The organism is Neochlamydia sp. TUME1 (assembly GCF_000813645.1).
In the GTDB taxonomy this organism is placed as follows: Bacteria; Chlamydiota; Chlamydiia; order Chlamydiales; family Parachlamydiaceae; genus Neochlamydia.
Genome location: NZ_JRXI01000024.1, coordinates 1 through 17479, shown reverse-complemented (window position 1 = coordinate 17479; position 17479 = coordinate 1). Strand labels below are relative to the sequence as shown.

Annotated in this window: 16 protein-coding genes, 2 tRNA genes and 1 rRNA gene; 12 read left to right on the top strand and 7 right to left on the bottom strand. The window is 38.2% G+C overall.

Annotated elements, in window-relative coordinates:
• Positions 1 to 364: 364 nt before the first annotated feature.
• Positions 365 to 493 carry a hypothetical protein gene (locus DB41_RS12470; RefSeq protein ID WP_255350892.1) on the top strand — a complete coding sequence of 43 codons (129 nt, stop codon included), beginning with the start codon at positions 365 to 367 and terminating at the stop codon, positions 491 to 493.
• A 445-nt stretch (positions 494 to 938) separates the two neighbouring features.
• Here the strand turns inward: DB41_RS12470 and DB41_RS11540 are convergent.
• Both DB41_RS11540 and DB41_RS01125 read right to left on the bottom strand, forming a co-directional pair.
• Positions 939 to 1023: transfer RNA gene (locus tag DB41_RS11540), tRNA-Ile, on the bottom strand.
• Between the two features lie 169 nt (positions 1024 to 1192).
• Entirely contained in the window at positions 1193 to 2230 is a 1038-nt protein-coding gene (locus tag DB41_RS01125; protein ID WP_039383431.1) for a Fic family protein, read from the bottom strand.
• A gap of 369 nt (positions 2231 to 2599) precedes the next feature.
• Between DB41_RS01125 and DB41_RS10480 the strand changes: the two genes are divergently transcribed.
• A complete protein-coding gene (locus DB41_RS10480) occupies positions 2600 to 2962 on the top strand; it encodes an endonuclease/exonuclease/phosphatase family protein (RefSeq protein ID WP_155117524.1) in 363 nt (120 codons plus the stop codon).
• A gap of 625 nt (positions 2963 to 3587) precedes the next feature.
• On the opposite strand, the gene DB41_RS01110 is transcribed toward DB41_RS10480, so the two are convergent.
• Positions 3588 to 3661: transfer RNA gene (locus tag DB41_RS01110), tRNA-Ile, on the bottom strand.
• Between the two features lie 429 nt (positions 3662 to 4090).
• Between DB41_RS01110 and nusB the strand changes: the two genes are divergently transcribed.
• From nusB to DB41_RS01090, 4 genes are all read left to right on the top strand, one after another.
• Positions 4091 to 4603 carry a transcription antitermination factor NusB gene (gene nusB / locus DB41_RS01105; protein WP_042242419.1) on the top strand — a complete coding sequence of 171 codons (513 nt, stop codon included), beginning with the start codon at positions 4091 to 4093 and terminating at the stop codon, positions 4601 to 4603.
• A gap of 4 nt (positions 4604 to 4607) precedes the next feature.
• Complete coding sequence (murB, locus tag DB41_RS01100; protein ID WP_039383430.1) at positions 4608 to 5498, top strand: UDP-N-acetylmuramate dehydrogenase; 891 nt, start codon at positions 4608 to 4610, stop codon at positions 5496 to 5498.
• The gene (locus DB41_RS01095) at positions 5495 to 6349 is read left to right on the top strand and encodes a PHP domain-containing protein (RefSeq protein WP_039383428.1); all 855 of its coding nucleotides are present in this window, start codon (positions 5495 to 5497) and stop codon (positions 6347 to 6349) included. The genes murB and DB41_RS01095 overlap by 4 nt, the downstream gene beginning before the upstream one ends.
• 68 nt (positions 6350 to 6417) lie before the next feature.
• Complete coding sequence (locus tag DB41_RS01090; RefSeq protein WP_162180893.1) at positions 6418 to 7575, top strand: folylpolyglutamate synthase/dihydrofolate synthase family protein; 1158 nt, start codon at positions 6418 to 6420, stop codon at positions 7573 to 7575.
• Positions 7576 to 7588: 13 nt separating this feature from the next.
• On the opposite strand, the gene cydB is transcribed toward DB41_RS01090, so the two are convergent.
• The gene (gene cydB, locus DB41_RS01085; RefSeq protein WP_039383425.1) at positions 7589 to 8620 is read right to left on the bottom strand and encodes a cytochrome d ubiquinol oxidase subunit II; all 1032 of its coding nucleotides are present in this window, start codon (positions 8618 to 8620) and stop codon (positions 7589 to 7591) included.
• Complete coding sequence (locus DB41_RS01080) at positions 8617 to 10020, bottom strand: cytochrome ubiquinol oxidase subunit I (protein ID WP_039383423.1); 1404 nt, start codon at positions 10018 to 10020, stop codon at positions 8617 to 8619. The genes cydB and DB41_RS01080 overlap by 4 nt, the downstream gene beginning before the upstream one ends.
• Positions 10021 to 10131: 111 nt before the next feature.
• On the opposite strand from DB41_RS01080, the gene folP reads away from it, so the two are divergent.
• From folP to DB41_RS01060, 5 genes are all read left to right on the top strand, one after another.
• Positions 10132 to 10926: a dihydropteroate synthase gene (folP, locus tag DB41_RS01075; RefSeq protein WP_039383422.1), complete on the top strand. Its 795-nt coding sequence runs from the start codon at positions 10132 to 10134 to the stop codon at positions 10924 to 10926.
• Between the two features lie 8 nt (positions 10927 to 10934).
• Complete coding sequence (gene cdaA / locus DB41_RS01070; RefSeq protein WP_039383420.1) at positions 10935 to 11738, top strand: diadenylate cyclase CdaA; 804 nt, start codon at positions 10935 to 10937, stop codon at positions 11736 to 11738.
• A complete protein-coding gene (locus tag DB41_RS12165) occupies positions 11726 to 12058 on the top strand; it encodes a hypothetical protein (RefSeq protein WP_238578393.1) in 333 nt (110 codons plus the stop codon). The genes cdaA and DB41_RS12165 overlap by 13 nt, the downstream gene beginning before the upstream one ends.
• A 71-nt stretch (positions 12059 to 12129) precedes the next feature.
• Positions 12130 to 12975: a hypothetical protein gene (locus tag DB41_RS01065; RefSeq protein ID WP_238578392.1), complete on the top strand. Its 846-nt coding sequence runs from the start codon at positions 12130 to 12132 to the stop codon at positions 12973 to 12975.
• A gap of 2 nt (positions 12976 to 12977) precedes the next feature.
• Positions 12978 to 13676, top strand: a complete 699-nt coding sequence (locus DB41_RS01060; protein ID WP_039383418.1) for a 16S rRNA (uracil(1498)-N(3))-methyltransferase — start codon at positions 12978 to 12980, stop codon at positions 13674 to 13676.
• Between the two features lie 21 nt (positions 13677 to 13697).
• Here DB41_RS01060 and DB41_RS01055 read toward each other — a convergent pair whose 3' ends face one another.
• Positions 13698 to 14885, bottom strand: a complete 1188-nt coding sequence (locus tag DB41_RS01055) for a glycosyltransferase (RefSeq protein WP_052243765.1) — start codon at positions 14883 to 14885, stop codon at positions 13698 to 13700.
• A 273-nt stretch (positions 14886 to 15158) separates the two neighbouring features.
• On the opposite strand from DB41_RS01055, the gene DB41_RS01050 reads away from it, so the two are divergent.
• Positions 15159 to 17192 (top strand): RhoGEF domain-containing protein, encoded by a 2034-nt coding sequence (locus tag DB41_RS01050; RefSeq protein WP_039383415.1) that lies wholly within the window; start codon positions 15159 to 15161, stop codon positions 17190 to 17192.
• 153 nt (positions 17193 to 17345) lie between these two features.
• On the opposite strand, the gene rrf is transcribed toward DB41_RS01050, so the two are convergent.
• A 5S ribosomal RNA gene (rrf, locus tag DB41_RS01045) occupies positions 17346 to 17460 on the bottom strand.
• Positions 17461 to 17479: the final 19 nt, after the last annotated feature.

Here is a 17479-nt window from a genome sequence, read left to right as displayed (position 1 = left end):
GGAGCTTTTCCTACTATAGAAATAATTCGAGGTCTGCCATTCTTTGTCTCTTTTAGGTAGATCTCTTGTCGATCAAAATTAATACAATTCCATGTTAATCCCAGAATCTCTCCTCATCTCATTCCTGTAGAATGGCCAAAAGCACAACAGGCCAGGTTCATTACGGCTATTTATACATTCTTCTAATAGTGCAAGACATTCATCAGAAGATACAATTCTATCCCTTCCTTTTGATTCTTTGAATTTAGTTACTTGTAAGCATGGGTTATCAGTCATCCAACCGCATTCACGAATACCATATGTCCAGCTGAAAGCGTGGCCAAATAGCGATTGACAGTAGCAGCAGAGCGTTTAAGGTGCTTTGATGTTGCCCTTTCAGCAAGCTCTTGACAACATTGAGCAATCAAATCAGGTGAAATTTTTAGTACACTATATTAGCCAATTTTATCATGTCACCAAGCAAGATGCCGCTGCATATTTCGAGCGCCTTTAGGCTTGGTAGGAAGAACAATTATTATGTAGAGAGCAATAAGATCGGCCAGAGTCTGCTTGCCTTTTTCTTTATCTGTAGGGCCATAACCTTATCGCCTACGTGCTTGTTCTATTTTGGCCCGATGCTTGGCCTCTTCCTTGGAAGAAAGGTTTTAGATTTAGGAGAAAAGCCCTCGCTTTGATGGATCATTACTCTATAGCTGAGGGCTCCATTTTTTGGGGACGTTTTTGAATCGTTGCCATCTAATCTAGCTCATGCTCCCTTTTGGATGGTTAGCGTGAGCAGTGACAAGATCACTGTGATGATAATTGCTGTGATTTGCTGAGATATATAGAGCTTAGTGTGCTACCTGTGTGCCACGGCCCATTTTAGTGGTTTGGGTTTTAATGATTGAATGGTAATCATCGTAAACTTTAAGCACTGTATCTCAAAATTTTATAAAAAGTGGGGCAACCTGGACTTGAACCAGGGACCAACGGGTTATGAGTCCGCAGACTTCCCACACTTCACAACAGTTATTCACTGCTCACAGCAAAAGGATAGCACGAGTATAGGCTAAAGTTCAATTGTCAATTACAGAAATTTGTTGATGAAAATAAGATGGCACTGTGCCGCCAATGTGCCATGCACTTTTGGCTATTTATACCAATTTGTCACAAGCTGTGTCACAAGTTTGTCACAAGTTGCGACATGAATTTGTCACAAGTTTACCCTATAGCGCCGATCATTTGTCGCACCTTCTACCTTTAGAAGTCCTAGTTCAAGCAAATGTTTTAACTCTCGCTGGAGAGTCCTTTTACTTGTTTCTGGAAAAAGGAGCTGAAACTCTTTAATAGACAAGCCTTTTTGATCTAGGGCCCGTTCAATGGCTTCTTTTTCTCTCTTAGAAAGGTTGTGTTGTATGCTGAGAATATCTAATTTCATCACTTCTTGACCGCGATTTTGCACTTCTTGCAACTGAGTCGCTAATCCATTAACAAAATATTCTAACCACATTGTCATATCCATATTATTTTCACGTACCGACTGAATCGCTTTATAGTAATTGGAACGATCTCTATCATAATATTCGCTAATTGTAAAAAGACGCTTAAAATCATAACCTGTTTTGTAAAGATAAAGCGTGGAAAGCAAACGTGCTGATCGACCATTGCCGTCTAAAAAGGGATGAATATGCACGAGCTGAAATTGAGCTATTCCAGCAACAAGCACAGGGTTAATTTCTTGCTCTATTTTAAGCCACTTTACTAATTCAGACATCATGAGTGGTACTTGGAAGGCTGGCGGCGGTGTATAAATAATTTCCTTCGTTTTAGAATTGGCTACATAATTTTGTATCTTTCTATATTCACCTGGGGTAGCGGAATTCCCACGGACACCTTCAACAAGCTTTTTATGAATTTCACGAATTAACCCTTCTCTTATTGGTTCTCCGCTACCTAAGTAGTCTGCGACCAAATCGAAAGCTTTTCTATAATTCAAAAGCTCTCGAACATCTTCAGGGTCTGCATTTTCTATTTTATGTCCTGTCAAAAGCTGTTCAGATTGATCTAAAGTTAAGTGAGTTCCTTCAATGTGGGTAGTATAATGAGCTTCTAGAATTAGCGTTTTTGCCTGCATTTTAGCAATCCACTCATCAGATAGTCTCGCAGCCTCTAAAAATCCTCTTGTACGTTCGATTTTCACAAGAGCGGCTGTGATATTATTCGTGATATTGAACTTGGGAGTAAAAGACATGATAGACCTCAACTTGTGACAATAAGTTACTGATTGTGTCATAGAAATCTTTACACGTCAAGGAATTACAGAAAATTTTAAACAAATTTTTATTAGTTTAGTTAATTATGAAATCAATTTTAATAAATTGATTATTAATTAATAGTCTGATAAAACATCTCTTTCTGTATTCAAAAAATTAATTTATGAAGCAAATAGCAACAAAAATTATATTTTCTTTTTTTATTTTAACAACAGTTTTTGCAGATGCAGTCGAAAATTCCGTTATTCCTGCGATGGAAAGATTTGGATGTATTGAGAACTTGCCTTCACAAAAGTTTACTAAACAGCAGTTTAGTGAGATTGACAATGCTTTAGAAAAAAGAAGAAATGATCAGACTTGTTACCTACAATGTGCTTTTTAATCTTTACGACCATAATCTTGACGAAGAAAATCGCTGGCCAAATCGCTTACCACGCATTGTAGAGCTTATTCATGAAATGCGACCTGATATTATCAATACTCAAGAACTTTACCCAACGCAAGTTCAAGAAATCGTGAATCTGATTGGGGATGATTTTTCTTTTTTCCCTGGGGAGAAAGATGAAGATGGAGAAAGCTACGGGATATTTTATCGCACAGATCGCTTTGAGCTTTTATCAAGTCAAATTGACTATCTGCTCTCAATGGTGCAGTTAAAAGACCTTAAAACTGATAAAATCATCCATGTGTTCAACACCCACATGCCTTAACTTCATAGGTGAACACGGTAGATAGACTCGCCAAATAGCGGTTGACAGTTGAATATGAGCGTTTAGTTTTCTTGGATGTTATGCCTTCAACTAATTCTTGTCTGCAGTGTGCGATTAAATCAGGCGAAATTTTGGTTAGACCGTACTTGCCGATTTTATTACGACACCAGTCAAGATGACGTTTCATGTTTCTAGCATCTTTAGGTTTTGTGGGAAGGATAATAGTGACATATCGATCGACAAGATCGGCAAGAGTCCGTTTACCATTGTTTACGCTAAAAGGACCATAACCTTATCGCCTACGTGCTTCTTCTAGTTTGGCCCAATGCTTGGCCTCTTCTTTTGGAGGAAAGCCATCGCTTTGACTGCTCATTACTCTATAGCTGAGGGCTCCATTTTTTGGGGACGTTTTTGAATCGTTGCCATCTAGCTCATGCTCCATTTTGGATGGTTAGCGTGAGCAGTGACAAGATCACTGTGATGATAATTGCTGTGATTTGCTGAGATGTATAGAGTCTTAGTGTGCCACCTGTGTGCCACGACCCATTTTAGTGGTTTGGGTTTTAATGATTGAATGGTAATCATCATAAACTTTAAGCACTGTATCTCAAAATTTTATAAAAAGTGGGGCAACCTGGACTTGAACCAGGGACCAACGGGTTATGAGTCCGTTGCTCTAACCAACTGAGCTATTGCCCCTAAGAAGTAAATAGCATAACAAGGAAGATCTCATAAATCAAGTATTATTCAAATTTATTCGCTTTTAATAGCTAAATTCTATTTCTTCTCCCTTCAATTTTTTTCTCCTCAGCGAGTAAAAAACTGCTTATGAGGGTGGCTAGAAACTCTATATTAAATTAAAGCAAGGGTGCCTGCATCCTTTAACGATCAATTTTGAGCAATCCTATCAGGAAATGAGACAAACAAGCCGCGTTAAGCCTACATAAAATGGGAAAGGAATATTTTTAGTCACCCTAGCCACAAGGATAATCTTTTGCTCGCGTAGCTTTAAACTTAATAGCCTCTATTTTAAGAGAATCACGAACATTTAGGGCAGAGATATTCTTAGTGATGCAATTGATGTTTATGAGCTAATCTTGTAGACTTAATCTCAAAAAGGAAACTGCAATGGCTCTTCCCCTACAAAAATTACGTGAAATTATTTTTCAGATGCTATACAGCTATGATATTGGAAAAGCTCATCAACAAGATATGATTGAGCTAATGATGAAAGAGTTAGCCGTTTCTCGCGCTTCGGTTATTATGGCTCAACAGAAAGTGGAGGAAATACAAGCTATCCAAGAGGAAATTGATGGAATGATTGCAGGTGCTTCTTTTTCTTATGCATTTGATCGTATTCAAACTGTCGAGCGTAATATTTTGCGCCTAGGAGTTTATGAACTTTTCTTTGCAAGCAATATTCCCCCTAAGGTTGCTATAAGCGAAGCAGTCAGAATGTCAAGAAAATTTAGTACTCCTGAATCAGCAAATTTTGTTAATGCCGTTTTAGATACTTTGTACAAAGCACGAGCTGGTGAAGAAATAGACCTTCAAAAAATCTATAAAACTATTGAAGAAATGACTCAAAGCGAGGAAAAATCTAGCAGCCTTCCTTTAGAAAAAGAAATGGCTGAGGAATGATACCGTGAATGATGATAAGCTATCTTCAAAGCTTCAGAATAACAAGCTACTAAAAAGCGTATGCACCTTCGGAATTGGAGGTGCCGCCCAGTATTATCGAGAAGTCCATACGATTGAAGAGATGCAAGCAACCCTTATTTATTGCCATACCCGTCGTCTTCCTTTTTTTATTTTAGGGAAAGGATCTAACTGCCTCTTTGATGATCGTGGATTTGCAGGCCTTGTGATTCACAATAAGATTGATTTTAAACATCAACAGCCAGAGGGAATCTTTCATGTAGGTGCGGGCTATAATTTCTCATTACTGGGTTCCCAAACTGCTAGAGAGGGCTGGTCAGGCCTAGAATTTGCCTCTGGCATACCTGGCAGCGTAGGTGGTGCTGTTTATATGAATGCAGGTGCAAATGGAAAAGAGACTCATGATTCTTTAAAATCCGTGGATTTTATCAATCAGCAGGGAGAATTAAAAACTTTTTGCAAAGAAGAACTCACTTATGCTTATCGCACCTCAATCTTCCAATCAATGCGAGGAGCAATTGTAGGGGCTACTTTTCAATTAAACCCTTCAGCCCAGGCGCGTCAAAAGCAAATAGAAATCATTAGTTATCGTAAGCAAACGCAGCCTTACAGCAATAAATCAGCAGGATGTATTTTTCGCAACCCTGATTGCCATTATGCGGGGGCTCTAATAGAAAAAGCTGGTTTAAAAGGTATCCAGCTGGGGGGAGCGAAAGTTTCTGAAATTCATGCTAATTTCATCGTTAATACGGATAATGCCACCTCTCAAGAAGTTTTAAAACTTATTGAGCACATAAAAGAACAGGTAAAAATTCATTGCAAGATCGAGTTGGAAAGTGAAGTACGCTATATTCCTTATGAAGTGGAACGCGCATGAAAGAGTTTAGAGCAGATCTTCATTGTCATACTACTTGTTCTGATGGAACCTCTTCACCGGAAGATGTCATTAGAATGGCCGCAGAACTAGGCTTATCCGGCTTATCCATTACTGATCATGATACTATTGATGCATATAGCCAAGTCCTGCCTCTAGCACAACAGCTAGGCATGGAAATAATCCCGGGCGTAGAATTTTCTTCTTTTCAAGGAGAGGTAAGCGTGCATGTTTTAGCCTATTCTTTTCCCATCGATAGCCCTATTATTAAAGATTTTTGTAAAAAACATGTGGAAAGGCGCCTTCATCGCAATCGCGAAATTTTAAAAAAACTTGCCGCCCATGGATTCCCTTTAGAGGAAGAAGATGTGTTAGCAGCTATTGCAGGCAAAGTTTTAAATGCTAGCAGAACGATAGGCAGGCCTCATATTGCTTTAGCTATGCTTAAAAAAGGCTATATTCATTCTATCCCTGAGGCTTTTAATAAGTATTTAGGTGAAGGAAAAAGCTGCTATGCCCCCGGTGAATATTTTACATTGGAAGATACCATTAACATTATTCATCAAGCCAAAGGGCTGGCTATCATTGCCCATCCTCATCTTGTGGATCATCCCCCCACTTTAAAAAAGCTTTTGGAGATGAATTTTGATGGAATAGAATGTTATTACGCTAAATTCCATCAAGAAGCTCATAAGCGTTGGCTTAAAATAGCTAAACATCGCAAATGGTTGATTACTGGCGGCTCAGATTATCATGGTGCCCTTAAACCCCATATACCTTTAGGCTCTTCCTGGGTTGCCAAAGATCATTTTGATATCCTAAAAGAACATTTTGATAAAGTTTCCTTAAATTAATGGCTACCAATTTCTCCTCCTATAAAGAATTAATTAAAAAGCTTTTTAGCATTAATAAACATGGAGGAATGAAACTGGGGTTAAATAATATGTGTAGGCTACAGAGGGTTTTAGACTTTCCTACCCGCCACTATCAATGCATCCATGTAGCAGGATCTAATGGCAAAGGCTCGGTAACTACAAAAATAGCTAAAGCTTTAGAAGCTGAAGGGTACCGTGTAGGTCTATTTACCTCTCCTCATATTTCAACTTTCCGTGAAAGAGTAAAAATTAATAGCCAGCTTATTGATGAAGAGACCACTAAAACCCTTCTAGACAAAATATTTACAAAAATTGCAAACGAGCAAATCCCTGCCACCTTTTTTGAAATCACCACTGCTCTAGCTTTGGCTTATTTTGCCCAGAAAAAGGTAGAATATGCTGTCTTAGAAGCTGGATTAGGAGGCCGACTAGATGCCACCAATATTGTTATCCCTAGGCTCTCTATTATTACCTCTATTAGCCTTGAACATACAGAGTATTTAGGCCAAACGGTCGAGGAAATTGCTAAGGAAAAAGCGGGAATTATTAAGCCTGGAATCCCTGTTATCATTGGCCCACGCGTTCCTAGGCCTGTTATTGAAGAGATCGCCAAGCTGCAAAATAGCCCTTTAACTCAAGTAGCAGGTAATTTTAGTAATTTTGATGAGGAAAATAGCGCGATTGCTAGGGCAGCTTTGCAAACACTTGCTGTCTCTGAAAGTTCTCTGCAGCTAGGCCTTAAAGCATTGCCGGCTTGCCGTCTTGAGCTTGTCTGCCAGGCCCCCCCTACACTTCTTGACGTAGGACATAATCCTGACGGCCTCATTCATCTTTTTAAGGCCATTAGGCAAAAGCACCCACACATGCCCCTACGAATTATGTTTGGTTTATCCAAGACTAAAGACGTAGAGGGTTGCTTAAGAGTTCTTAAAGAATATGGAGAGCACTTTCATTTGGTAGAAGCTTCTAATGGTCGCAGCATAGAGGTTGGTGCCCTCTACCAAAAAATGATCGAGCATCACTTTCCTTTAAGCTCTATCTCCATTGACGCTACTATTTCTTATACCACTCAAAAAGCCCTGCTTCTTGCCAAGCAAAATCGACAAGTTTTAATTATTTGTGGCACTTTTTTTATTATGCGAGAAGTACGTGCCAGCTTGAAAATAGAAGAACCTATGGATGATTATGATATTAATGAAAAATAGTCATTTAAATCTTTTAGTAACTTGTAGGATCTAGCTTTACTTTACCATAGAAAACTTTATAAATAACAATGGTGTAAGCTATCACTAGAGGAACTCCTATAACCGCTATTAATAATAAAATCTCTAAGGTTTTTGCTGAAGACGAAGAGTTATAAATGGTTAAACTTAAAGCCTGCGGGTCGTTAACAGCGCGCACTACTGCTGGATAGGTACCCGCTCCATACAGACCCATTAAGCATATTATATTTCCACAAGAAGAAAGGAAAGCCCAACCGTCACGCCCTTTGGAAATTTCTCTAGGGATATTGGCAATCAAAAGCATATTGATAACGGCAATGATAAAAAGATCTTTACGATTCTTAACGCTTTCAGCCATATGAGGAAAATAAATTAAAGTAGCCACGGTAGCAATAGCATAAAGAATTATAAAGAAAATGATCGCAGGATTGACCTTTTGACGAAGTCTATCGTGCAAGGACCCTTCTGTTTTCATCACCAAATAAATAGCTCCATGCATCATAAATAATGCTAGTGTCATCATGCCTACCAAAAGAGCATAAGGATGCAATAATGTCTGAAATGTGCCTATAAACTCTCCGTTCTCATCTAAAGGAATTCCTACAATCAGATTGCCTATAGTTATTCCTAAAGTTAAAGAAATAATGACACTAGCTAGAGTAAACATGCTGTCCCATGTCCAACGCCACCATGCCATAGGTTGCTTACTACGAAATTCGATAGCGACGGCACGGAAAATTAGCCCTGTAAGCAAGATCATAATAGGAGTGTAAAAGGCTGAACATAAAGTGGCATAAACTTGTGGAAAGCCGGCAAAAAGAGCTCCACCTGCGGTCACTAGCCAAACTCCATTTCCATCCCACACTGGAGCTATGGAATTGAGAATGATGCGTCGCTCGTAATCATTCGCGCCCCATAGATGCATCATTCCTACACCTAAATCAAATCCATCTAAAATAGCATAGCCAGTTAAAAGAATAACAAAAACCATGAACCATATAACTTGTAAATTTTCTAAAGCAATCATTCCTTTTCCTTATCTTGGGTAAAAACGTCTTGGACAAGCACATATTGCTGATGATAGAGAGTAGAGACATCTCCAACCGCGGGGTCCATAGGACCCTCTTTAAACTTTTCATTGAGCATGTAAACAAATAGAATAAATAACAAGGTATAAACAATACCAAACAGAATGATCGAACCTAATACTTGCTCAGCTACCACAGATTTAGAAAGACCCTCAGAAATTCTAAGCAAGCCCTGCACAATCCAAGGATATCTTCCCATCTCAGCCGTTACCCATCCTGCCTGGTTACCAATTTGAGGAAAAAAAGAAGATGCTACCAGAAGACGGAGCATCCATTTTTTCTGAAATAAGCTTCCTTTACGCCACAAATAAATAGTTAATAAAGTAGTCATTATCATACAAGCCCAAGTGGCTATCATAAGATGATAAGTTTGAAAAACTACAGATACGCGGGGCCAATCTTCGCGGGGAATAATGTCTAAGCCTTTCACCTCAGCATTAAAATCACGAAAAGTTAAAAAGCTTAGTAGATAAGGAATTTTAAAACCATAATCTAAGGTTTGGGTCTCGGAATTGGGAATGCCCCAAATAGATAAAGGTGCCCCTTTTTGAGTCCTGTAAAGGCCTTCTATCGCGGCCAACTTAGCGGGCTGATATTTAGCAATTATACGAGCGCTCGTATCCCCTGTTATTAATTGTAAAATGCAGGCAACCAGCGCCACACTCAAGCCAATCTTTAAAGAATTTTTAGCAAATTCATGATGGCGATTCTTTAAAATATAATAAGCGGCTAAGCTAATCACCAAAAAAGCTCCTGCCAGCCAGCATCCAATAATAGTATGAAATAAGCGAGTCATAGAAGAGGGATTAAAAACCATCGCCCAAAAATCGGTAATCACTGCCCGCGCTTTGATTCCCTCTCCCTCAATCACAAATCCAGCAGGAGTCTGCATCCAGGAATTGGCCACTACAATCCAAATAGCACTAAAATGAGCACCCAAACAGACCATCCAAGTAGCAAAATAATGCATACGCGGACTTACACGGTTCCAACCAAAAAGAAGCAAAGCTAAAAAACCTGATTCTAAAAAGAAGGCAAAAACTCCTTCTGCCGCAAGGGCACTCCCAAATACATCTCCCACAAAACGTGAATAATTGGCCCAATTTGTGCCAAATTCAAATTCCATCACTATTCCGGTAGCTACCCCCATAGCAAAAGTTAAAGCAAAGACTTTAGTCCAAAATTTGGCCATTTCCAAATAGATAGGATTTTTAGTTTTTATATAAATCCCTTCCATAATAACTAGTATAAGGCCTATGCCAATACTTAGAGGGGGGTAAATATAATGAAACATAATGGTCAGAGCAAATTGGAACCGCGCTAGTATTTCTACATTCATTTATAAACCTTTGCTTTTTTTTAAGATAAGCTCAGCTTAATGAAATAAAAATTTTCATTAAATAAAAAACCTAATGTTGTATGCTTTTATAAATTTTACTGAGGGAATAGAATGAGCAAAACACAACTCATGGGCATTTTGAATGCTACCCCTGATTCATTTTATGATAAAAGTCGTTTTTTTGAGATGACTGCAGCGGTGGCACGAGGACATCAGATGCTAGCTGAAGGGGCCGACATCTTAGATGTGGGAGGTGAATCTACGCGTCCAGGAGCTCCTGCAGTTTCCTTAGAAGAGGAAATAAAAAGAGTAATTCCCCTGATTCGACGTCTAAAACAAGAGCTATCTATCCCTATTTCTATTGATACTATGAAACCTCAAGTGGCTGCCAAAGCCATCGAAGAGGGAGCTACCTGGATAAACGATGTAGGAGGCTTTCGCGATTCAGCTATGCGTGAAATAGCGGCTTCCGCAGGAGTAAAATTATGTGTCATGCATATGCAAGGCACTCCCCAAACCATGCAAAAAGCTCCTGGTTATGAAGCATCTATTGTCGATTATTTAAAATATTGGTTCTCTGATATTATCAATACATTAATTCAGTCGGGAGTTAAAGAGCATAATATTGTCTTAGACCCAGGCATTGGCTTTGGAAAAACCGTTGCCCATAATCTTGAAATCATACACAATCTGGCAGAGCTTAAGAAGCTAGGATTTCCTGTCTTAATTGGAGTTTCGCGAAAGTCTTTCATGGGCAAGATACTTAACAAATCGACAGATGAGCTATTACCCGCAACCTTAGCAATCAATTCGGTTGCCATCCTTTCCCATGTAGATTTTATTCGTGTGCATGATATCCAAGCACACCGCGATATCATTGATTTATTAAGTGTTTATAATAAGTAAATAAAGCTATGCATATACTAAGTTGGTTTATTCCTGCTATTGAAATTGCTGTAATTGCCGTCGTGGTCTACTATTTACTCTCTTTTTTTTGGAATACGCGCACGATGGATCTTTTATTTGGTCTGTTAGCAGTTGCTTGTATTTATGCCTTATCAATTTGGCTGCATCTTCCTGTGATTGAAAAGCTTATTCATTATTTTGTTAGCGTGGCGGTAGTAGCTCTATTAATAATCTTTCAACCAGAACTACGTCTGGCACTTTCCATGCTAAGCGTCAAAGGAAAAAAATATCGCGAAGTCACAGAGTTTGATAAATTCTTGGATAGTATGGCTCAATCCATTTATCGTCTTTCTGAGAAACGTGTAGGAGCTTTACTTGTCCTTGAAAATCAAGATTCTTTAGATGAATATGCCAATAAAGCTGTCATTATGAACGCCAATTTTTCATCTGAGTTATTAGAATCCATTTTTATTAAGACGACCCCTTTACATGATGGAGCTGTCATTATTCGAGGTACCACTATTCTCTCAGCAGCAACCATTCTTCCTTTAGCAGACGATAGTTCGCAGTTGTCAAAATCTATGGGCACACGTCACCGTGCAGGATTAGGAACAAGCCAGCATACAGATGCGCTAATCATAGTCATCTCAGAAGAAACAGGTAAGGTAGCTATAGCAAGAGATGGAATAATGACTAGAGGTGTCAAGATTGATCGCTTTAAAGGCATTATGCGCAGCATATTTACGCCTCCCAAGACTACTATTCAATCCAGCTTTGATGCGATAGGACGCTTAAAAACATGGAAACGTTAATTTATAAGATATTCTTAGAGAATTGGCAACGTAAAATAGTAGCGGTTGCATTAGCAGTTATCCTATGGCTATGCGTAAACTATTCTATAACTGCCACCAAAACGATCTTGGGCGTACCCATAAGAATTATTAATTTGCCCGCTGATAAGACGATTCAGGGTTTATTACCTAATGGTATTTTAAATAAACGCATTGCTCTCACTTTAAGCGGTAGAAAAAATGTTATTCGTGAATTAGAGCCAGGTGATTTAGAAGTCTTAATAGACTCCTCAAGCATTGATCGGGACGAGTGGGTGCTACTCATCACTAAAAAAATTTAATTAGCTTAAGTCCTGATATTGATCTTGCCCATAGCATCTCTAATGTCGAGCATCCTGAGTTTATTATTAAAATGAGTCGCCTTATCACGGCAAAGATACCTATTACCATTCTCCCTCCGATCGGAAACAGCCCTCCTGGCTATGAACTTCTCGATATATGGCCTCAAAAGCTTATGCAAACGCTAAGCGGTCCTGAAGAGGCTATTCAAAGTTTGAAAATACGTGGCTTAGAAGTTGTCTTTGACTTAAATGAAATTACTAAAGCAGAATTAGATGCTATTCACAGTGCTCATCTGAATGCCCAAAATGATGAAATTAGCTTCCATATTCCTAATCATTGGAAAGAAGTGGCTATTCCTTTCCATAATAATAGTCTAGAAGAAATTAATGACCCAGAAGCTCAACATTTACGTATCGATTTTTTAAGAAATGAATTTATTTCCATCGATAAAGAAATTCCCATTCGCATATTTTATCCTTTAAAAAGCTTAGAAGAGATCAATCCTCAAACATGTACTTTAGCAATTAGTGATAGAGTAAAAGAAAGGCATGGGGCCACCATTTTTAATCAAAAAATATTCACCAAAAACGTCAGTAGCCTGTTTGTGGAGATTATCAAACCTAATATGGAAATTGTTATTAGTGCTGCCCCCAAAAATGAACGAGAAACGTTACTGTGGAGTTTGGAGGTTGTAGCTGCTGAAGATTTAGAAAATACCTATGTCGCCTATTTCATGGGCGATCTGCTAAAATCTCTGTATAACCCCGATATTGCTCTCTCCCCTCAACACCAAGAAACCTTGCTTCGCAAACGTTTCCGCGATTATTTACAGAAATTAACTTTATACTCCTCCCCCGACCAAAAGTTACAGATTGACAGCTATTGGGAAGACAAATTTATTAAGGTCAAAAGCTAATTATGCCTTCCACACGTTTTTATCTTTGCTCCAGGCTACAGGCTGGCCAGGAAGTTATCTTAGAGGGTAATGAATTTCATCATCTAGCGCATGTCATGCGCTTAGAAGAAGGTGAACAAGCTGAATTTGTTAATGGCGCAGGAACTCTTGCGATAGGAGTTTTAAAGCAGCGGGAGAAAAAACAGGCTACATTTATTATCGAGTCTTTCACTCAGCAAGAAAAAACTAGCTCTGAATTAATTCTAGCTCAAGGATTACCTCGGCTTAATCGCTTAGATTTTATCATTGAAAAAAGCACTGAATTGGGAGCTACTCAAATCTGGCTATTTCCCGGCCAAAATAGTGAACGAAAATCTCTTAATGAGCATCAATTGAAACGCATGGAAAGTTTAATGATTGCCGCTATGAAGCAATGTGGGCGTCTCTACCTTCCGTCATTAGTCATTAAGCCTGCACTTCATCAATGGGACCTATTAAAAATCCCTGCTTTCTTTGGAGATGTACGAGAGACAGCCCCTTTCTTTTGGCACATTCATTCTCCTGGAAAGGAGGCCCTTTTTTTTATAGGCCCTGAAGCGGGCTTTACTGCAGCAGAAACTGAACGATTAGGGCAAATGGGTGCTCAGGGTGTGAAACTTCATCCCAATATCTTGCGTACCGATACCGCTGCTTTAGTTGCTTTAAGCATTATGAGCCAATAGATAGGCTCCCACAGGCATTCCTTATCCTTCCTCTATTTGAGGGAGGTTTTCAAAACCATCAAATAGCTGTTGAGCTCGTACATCCCAAGTATGTTCCTTCATCACTTTTTCACGTCCTTTAGCGATAACTTCTTTACGTTTTAAAGGTTTTTTCAAATATTCTTCTACCCAGGTGTCGACCTCCGCCCATTTATGCGGCGAATAGATAAGAATGTTTTCTGCATGTTCAAAATTTCTTCTGATCCATAGATTATCACTGGTAATAGGTAGAGCTCCGCAAGCCAAGCCGTTAAAAATTCGTTCATGCGTACCATTTTTAAAAAAAGGCATACTATTTAAGCATATTTTGCTTTGCTTAAGGATCTCTAGGCCTTTTTCATAATTAACAGCCGGATGAATGGTCACATTTTGCATGGTTCTTAGGCTATATTCCCATCCTAATATGGGCTTTTCACGACGCCAACAAAGATCTCCAAAGACATGTACCTGCGCATTTTTTATAGAGAGAATAAGCTCTGTACGATCTTTTCCTCGCATATAGTTATCGACATAATAAGCATAATGAATAATTTTATCTTCTAATTCGCTCTCATTTTCACAAAAACAGGCTTCCTCTTGCACTATTTTTTTAATCGCTGGATAAACGGAAGTCTTATTGTCGCTTAACACTATTTCAATCGCCTTTTCTATGATTTCTATATCATTTTTTTCCATTGTCTGACGCCAGTAAGCACGCAAGTTTTCATGATCATAACAACTGCCTAAAAAGACCACCTCATAGGGCCTTTCTTGGTTCATGGCAGGTTCCAATTCCCTTTCTACAGCATGGGCAAGAAAAAAAGTTTTCGAGAAATTTTTAGAATAAATATATTCGCAATCCCCATGGTCTACACAGGTAATGATAGTATTTTTACTTTTAAGTACATCTCTATAATTGTAGGCAGGATCGACAAAGAAGGCGAGATGAGGAACGCCCGTATGATCTGAAATATATTTGCCATCCTCTGAAATCATGGAATTAAATGAGCAGGTAAAAACGGTTTCCTGCGGATTACTTGCTCTTATAAATTCCATGCGCTGCTGCTGCAAGGTATGATAATCGATGATGCTTGTTTCAATGCCTAGACGATTAAAAGCTTCGGCAAAACGGGCACAAAAGTAGCGTTTAGATTCGTAAAGGTTATAGTTAGAAAGAAAGGCGATATGCATATAAGATACTCTCCCATTATTCTTAACTTGCTATAACCTGCAATATTTTTCACCTATAATCTACCTATTTCATCATTTCCTTTCTAACCCTCCTTTATTTGGCATACTTCCTGCTACTCCTTCATTAAAAAATAAATCATAGCCATTCAAACCTGGCTTTATTTAATAAATTAAAAAATAAAAATTTTAATATTAATGATTATATAATTAATAATATAATTATAATTATAAATAGATTTATATATAAGATATAATTAAGTAGGGAGAAATTCTATGTCAGTTCCCATATTCTCTAAATTGTTAAACCCTATGGCATCTTCTCAACATGATATTCCTCCTAAACTCAATGGTTTTACCTTAGCGGCTGATGGCAAATCAGCTATTAAAGATATTAAGCTTCAAGGAATTAAACTAAAATTTGTGGTCTCACTTGCTGATTGCAAATCTCCTGAAGATCAGCAAAAACGTTTAGCTTCTTTTAGTTCGGAAAAAATTAAAAAAGCAGCTAGCTTAGCCATAGGATTGGGCTTAGGAAAAGAAAAAGAACTCAAGCAAGTGAGCTTTGAGCGTATGGCTGAAAGCAACTTATTAACAGCGACTAAACATTATGCAAATCAAAAAACTAATAAAGTCGATTCTAAATATTTTAATACCCTTGAAAAGCTGTTAAGTGAGAGAGGAGATAAACCGGGCTTAAAGCGTTTAATAAAGCAAAAAGAATTGTACGAAAAAACTGTACAGGCATGGAATAAACAGGGAAAATTAGACAAAAAAGCTGGAAGCATGGGGCCTGCTTCTACAGCGATGTATTCAGAAAATATTAAAAAGCAGGTAACCAGCGAAATGCAAAAACAAGAAAGAGTTTTTAGACCCCTCCCTCCCCTTCCCCCCCGAGCAGATTCTTCTCAGAAGGAAAAAATAGCTGAAACAGCTTCTCAGGAAGCAGATAAATCCTTTACCTCACTAGGTGTAGAAGAAGAAAAAACGTTCCATACGTTCGAAGAGGAATTACTCACTTTAGATTTACAAACTACAGGAGAATTAGAAAATCCGACAGGTAAAATTCTCACACAGGCAGATCAATCTGAAATCAACAAAGAAGAGACTTTGCCACCTAGCGATAAGAAGAAAGTTATATCAGAAGAAGACCAAGCAATCTTTAAGAAATTTGCTAAACTTTTAGAAGAATTAAATGATGAAAACAAAAACCTTACTCTTAAATCTAATGGGGCAATTCAAATTGCAAAAAAGCGCATTCTAAGCTTAGGAAGTTTTTTTAACCAAGGGCGCAGTAAAAAGAGCCAAGCGGCCTTATCAAAAATATTAGCTACAATAGATTCTACCCTCCGTAATGGCTATGATCCCCTTATTCCTAATGGCTCAAAAGAACCTTTAGATATAAGAAAGTTATATAATAATTTTATTCAAAGTTCCTATGGTGAAAAATTGATTATGAATTCACCTTCTATAGCCCACATGATTGTTAATCATTCACTAGCAAAAATTAATGAAAATGATCCTGAAGTGGGTAAAAAATTAGAAGGGCAGTTTGCTCGCTTAACGGCTAGCGACAAATATGACGAAAAAGCCGTATTACAGTTTATTAAAGATTTGACTTTCAGCGTAGCTATTGCTCAATACAAAAATTCTACCAGCTCTACTTCTAGTACGCATCTCAGTCAAACACAGGCTTTAAATTTTAACCCTGTGCCACTCACTTCAAAATTAGATCAGGTAGTAAATGAACTTATTACTACCGAGAAAAGTTATCTTAAGAACATTCGCTTGTTACTCCCTCATTCTTCTGAAGATAACGTTTTCCAAAAACTATTGGATAATAAGGTTATCTCAGAAGAGGAACACGCTATTCTAACGCAAGGATGGCAAGAGCTAGCCAAGCAATCTGAATCCTTGATTGGACAGCTTGAGGCTATGCAAAAAGGCTCAGGAAATCCTTTAGAAGCTCTGACTACTATTTTTTCTGAAAGCAATTTAGAAGATTATATAAAGTCTACAGGAATATTAGTTATTAAAAATATTCAACTCAATCAGTTGATAACAAAAATTTCCAAAACGCCAGAAGGAAAGAGTATTCTGCAAGGGTTTGACAATCATCCTCCTTATGTCAATTTAGGCTCTATATTTATAGGTCCTGTGCAAAGGCTTCCTCGCTTAGAAATGCTAATGAAAGAAGTAAGCAAAAGGAGTGGCGATCAAAACTTAAGAGAAGCACAAGCACTTGCTGCCTTAGGAACAAACATAAAAGCACAGATAAACTTTATCAATTCATTAACCCCCACTTTATAATAGGCAAGATTAAAAAAGAAAAAGAGGTAAACAGCTCAACTATATGAATTTAAAAAAAAACTAGAATGGTAAAGGAAAAAAAGTGGAATAAAGCAAGATAGGCTAACAGGAGGACAGAAGAGATTTTGGAAGCGATAAATAAGTAAAAAAAAAGCTTGGCGGCGACCTACTCTCCCACACTCTTGTGTGCAGTACCATCGGCGATAAGAGGCTTGACTTCTGAGTTCGGTATGGGATCAGGTATTTCCCTCTCTCTATTGCCACCAAGCAAAATTGTTTTTAGCTTT

Coding starts and splice junctions, on each gene's coding strand:
- DB41_RS01080 (WP_039383423.1), bottom strand. CDS start 10,020: ATGAATGTAGAAATACTAGCGCGGTTCCAATTTGCTCTGACCATTATG.
- DB41_RS01055 (WP_052243765.1), bottom strand. CDS start 14,885: ATGCATATCGCCTTTCTTTCTAACTATAACCTTTACGAATCTAAACGC.
- DB41_RS01050 (WP_039383415.1), top strand. CDS start 15,159: ATGTCAGTTCCCATATTCTCTAAATTGTTAAACCCTATGGCATCTTCT.
- DB41_RS01060 (WP_039383418.1), top strand. CDS start 12,978: ATGCCTTCCACACGTTTTTATCTTTGCTCCAGGCTACAGGCTGGCCAG.
- DB41_RS01065 (WP_238578392.1), top strand. CDS start 12,130: ATGAGTCGCCTTATCACGGCAAAGATACCTATTACCATTCTCCCTCCG.
- cdaA (WP_039383420.1), top strand. CDS start 10,935: ATGCATATACTAAGTTGGTTTATTCCTGCTATTGAAATTGCTGTAATT.
- DB41_RS01090 (WP_162180893.1), top strand. CDS start 6,418: ATGAAACTGGGGTTAAATAATATGTGTAGGCTACAGAGGGTTTTAGAC.
- cydB (WP_039383425.1), bottom strand. CDS start 8,620: ATGATTGCTTTAGAAAATTTACAAGTTATATGGTTCATGGTTTTTGTT.
- nusB (WP_042242419.1), top strand. CDS start 4,091: ATGGCTCTTCCCCTACAAAAATTACGTGAAATTATTTTTCAGATGCTA.
- DB41_RS12165 (WP_238578393.1), top strand. CDS start 11,726: ATGGAAACGTTAATTTATAAGATATTCTTAGAGAATTGGCAACGTAAA.
- DB41_RS01125 (WP_039383431.1), bottom strand. CDS start 2,230: ATGTCTTTTACTCCCAAGTTCAATATCACGAATAATATCACAGCCGCT.
- DB41_RS10480 (WP_155117524.1), top strand. CDS start 2,600: ATGATCAGACTTGTTACCTACAATGTGCTTTTTAATCTTTACGACCAT.
- DB41_RS01095 (WP_039383428.1), top strand. CDS start 5,495: ATGAAAGAGTTTAGAGCAGATCTTCATTGTCATACTACTTGTTCTGAT.
- folP (WP_039383422.1), top strand. CDS start 10,132: ATGAGCAAAACACAACTCATGGGCATTTTGAATGCTACCCCTGATTCA.
- DB41_RS12470 (WP_255350892.1), top strand. CDS start 365: ATGTTGCCCTTTCAGCAAGCTCTTGACAACATTGAGCAATCAAATCAG.